Genomic DNA, 3,394 nt, shown 5'->3' with positions numbered 1-3,394 from the left:
GGTACTCGATGCCCGGGTTGGCGTCGGCGACGGCCCGCAGCACATCGAGACGGCGCCCGGCGATCACGACGCGGTTGCCCGCTCGGTGCAGGGCTTGGGCCAGGCCGCGGCCGATTCCGCTGCCGCCGCCGGTGACCAGGATGGTGTTGCCCGTCAGATTCATGAACCCAGGCTGACAGCGGTAGCGCCGAAACCACGATCACCGCGGCCATATTGTGCAGAAGTCTCCATCAATACCGGCAACAGTGGATACTTTCCCTTGTGATCGACGATCTAGACGCACAAATTCTGCATGCCCTGCAGTTGGCTCCGCGCGTGTCGTTTCGCCGGATCGCCGCCGTCGTCGGAGCCACCGAGCAAACCGTCGCCCGGCGCTACCACCGGCTGCGCCGCGACGGCGTGATACGCGTGGTCGGCCTGGAGAACCGGTGGGTGGACGGCGAGGCCAGCTGGGTGTGCCGGATGCGCGTCGCACCCGACCGCATACCGCAGCTGGCCGACGCGCTGGTGCGCCGAGCAGACGTGTCCCACGCCAACGTGCTGGCGGGATGGACCGATCTGGTCTGCGTCATCCGGGCGCCGCTGGGCGATACGCGCGAGGACCTCCTGCCCCGGCTACTGCCACGAACGGCGTCGGTCACCGACACCACCGTCGACCTGCTGCTGCATACGTTCGGGACCCCCGCACGTGCGCCGTGGACCGGTTACGGGCACCCGCTGTCCGAGCGGCAGGCTGCCGAGATCCTGGCCGAACGGACCGGCGCGGTGACCTGCGCGCAACGGTGCCTGCCCACCGCGGAGGACCGCCCGATCCTCGAGGCACTCGCCGAAGACGGCCGCGCCCCGCAGTCGCGACTTGCCGCACGGACCGGCTGGTCGGTGGCGCGAGTGGGCCGGCGGATCGCGGCGCTGGAGGCCTGCGGCGCGCTGCTCTACAACGTCGACGTGTTACCCGAGCGGCTCGGCCACCAGCTCAGCGCGATGCTCTGGCTGACGGTGGCGCCCCGCGACCTGCACCGCATCGGCGAGCTGATCGCGGCGCACGACCGCGTCGCCTTCGCCGGCGCCGTCAGCGGGGCCAAAAACCTGATGGCGATCGCCATCTGCCGCGACGCCGACGATCTGTACCGATACCTCAGCGAGCAACTCGGGCAGGTCGAGGAGGTCCTCGGCTACGAGGTCGACATCCGCACTCAGCGCCTCAAGCAACAGGGATCGCTGGTGGCCAACGGCAGGCTGATCAATCCCCGCCCGGCCCGCTCCGCGCGCTGAGCGATGGATTCGGCTCGGCGACGGCGCAATTGGTCGTTATGGACCGTCTTCTGCCACATCGGGGACCCCTCGGCCGCGCGGTCGACCGCGGGCCGGGGCCATTCACCCGCGGCGCTTGGATCATCGCTCGCGCCGGTAATTCGCATCTTTCGCGGTTTATTGGCGTCCAGCGAATTCAAATTATCATTCGGGCAGTAATCCGCGCGGGCTGCGGTGGGTGCATTATCGCCGGAAATCCATTCGAACGATAATGGCCTGCTGGGCCGCGCCCATATCGTAGTCCGTTGGCGCGACGGCGATTTGAGGGAGAGGTTAATTGGTCCGGCGGGGCCGTTACGGTGCAGCTCCCGCAAGCGGTCCACGGATTTATGGCAAAACGGGGGGCCACCGGCAGCGACGGCGCTGTTTTTCGCGACTCGCCCTCGTCGGGAACGCCGCGTGGTCGGGCGATCGCGCAGCGATCCCTAAACATTCTGATCTAAAAGCTTTGTCCAGGAACATAACTCGGCTGCTCGATTCGGATGTGGTTTCAGCCTTTGGCAATACGTTGCAGCGAAAGATCCAGTTGTGCAGGTGATTTGCTGATGCTTCGTCGATCCGGTCGCGCGATGTGGTCCGGCTGGGGGTGACTGCAGTGCCGGATCGCGGTCCCGTCGCCGTAACGCGCGGTACCAAACGTCCGAATACCGTGGTCTGAGTCACAATTTACGCGTGATTAGGGTCACTCTCAGCCCGCGGTGTACGGCGGATGACGGGAGCGCGAAATCCAAGGTTGACCTGCGGAGATATTTCTCCGACCGCTCTGTGATCGGTTCGTTATAGGAATGAGATATCCATTTCCTGAAGATGAAAAACATGGGCGGTTCTCGTAGCGTCCCTGTTGGCCCGAGACGGGCAAACGAAAACTGAATCCACGGCCCCGCGTGTGAGCGGGGGGTGGGAGCGGCGCGAGCCGCCCCGGCCGGCGGCTGACAGTCCGCCTGGCAGTTGCGAACCCCCGCTGTCGGGCCGAAACGAGACGGCACGCCCCAGAGAGCCACTTCCGCACAGACATGGCACCCAAGCCCACACCGATGGGCTTGCTTTGGCGCGCGCAAATCGCGAAAGGAACACCTTTTGAAGAACGTCCGCAAGACGCTCATCGCTGCCGCGATCAGCGGGACGCTCGCGAGCATGCCGTCCGCCGCCACCGCCACCGCGGAACCGGCCGGCCTGGACTCGAACGGGTCTCCCCCCGCTCCCGTGGGCTTCGACCCGAACGTTCCCCCGCCGCCGGACGCGCCGCCGGCTCCGGACGCGCCGCCGGCTCCGGACGCGCCGCCGGCTCCGGACGCCCCGCCGCCCGCCGACTTCGACCCGAACCTGCCGCCGCCGCCGGACGCCCCTCCGGGCCCCGACGCCCCACCGCCGCCGGACGCCCCTCCGGGCCCCGACGCCCCGCCGCCGCCTCCGCAGCGGGCGTACAGCGTGGACTGGGACGCCATCGCGCAGTGTGAGTCCGGCGGAAACTGGGCGATCAACACCGGTAACGGCTACTCCGGCGGCTTGCAGTTCACCCCGGGTACCTGGCACGCCAACGGCGGCAGTGGCTCCGCGGCCAGCGCCAGCCGCGAGGAGCAGATCCGCGTCGCCGAGAACGTGCTGCACTCGCAGGGCATCAGAGCCTGGCCGGTCTGCGGGCGGCGCGGCTGACGAGGGCCGCGGCCGGCGGCGGCCCGAGTCTGGATCGCCGCCGCAACCGTGACACGGATTGCGGGGCCGCACGGCCCGGCATTCCTTGTCGGCGGGGCCGCCGCAGCGGTCGCCGGTCGGGTAGCGTCGGGATCCGTGACCGCATCGCCGCGCGAATTCGACATCGTCTTATATGGGGCGACCGGCTTCGTCGGGAAGCTGACCGCCGAATACCTGGCGCGGGCGGGCGGGCAGGCCCGCATAGCGCTCGCCGGCAGGTCAACCGAGCGCCTGCGCGCGGTGCGCGACACCCTGGGTGAATCCGCGCAGTCCTGGGCGCTGCTGGCCGCCGATGCCTCCGCGCCGTCGACGCTCGACGAGATGGCCGCGCGCACTCAGGTGGTCGTCACCACGGTCGGGCCTTACACCCGCTACGGGTTGCCGCTCGTGG

General features: G+C 68.7%; 4 protein-coding genes. 3 read left to right on the top strand and 1 reads right to left on the bottom strand.

What is annotated here, in order from left to right; translation table 11 throughout:
- Nucleotides 1-163, bottom strand: a 163-nt coding sequence (locus AC2VON_RS13645) for an SDR family NAD(P)-dependent oxidoreductase (RefSeq protein ID WP_486953447.1), incomplete at its 3' end; no start/stop codon positions are given.
- A 98-nt stretch (nucleotides 164-261) separates the two neighbouring features.
- Between AC2VON_RS13645 and AC2VON_RS13640 the strand changes: the two genes are divergently transcribed.
- The 3 genes from AC2VON_RS13640 to AC2VON_RS13630 all read left to right on the top strand — a co-directional run.
- A complete protein-coding gene (locus AC2VON_RS13640; protein WP_486953446.1) occupies nucleotides 262-1,272 on the top strand; it encodes an Lrp/AsnC family transcriptional regulator in 1,011 nt (336 codons plus the stop codon).
- A gap of 1,116 nt (nucleotides 1,273-2,388) precedes the next feature.
- On the top strand, nucleotides 2,389-2,964 hold the full coding sequence (locus tag AC2VON_RS13635) for a transglycosylase family protein (protein WP_369737890.1): 576 nt from the start codon (nucleotides 2,389-2,391) through the stop codon (nucleotides 2,962-2,964).
- A 135-nt stretch (nucleotides 2,965-3,099) separates the two neighbouring features.
- Nucleotides 3,100-3,394, top strand: a 295-nt coding sequence (locus AC2VON_RS13630; protein WP_486953445.1) for a saccharopine dehydrogenase NADP-binding domain-containing protein, incomplete at its 3' end; no start/stop codon positions are given.

Source organism: Mycobacterium sp. TH-M82 (assembly GCF_057473605.1).
This window is presented reverse-complemented; position numbering and strand designations above follow the sequence as displayed.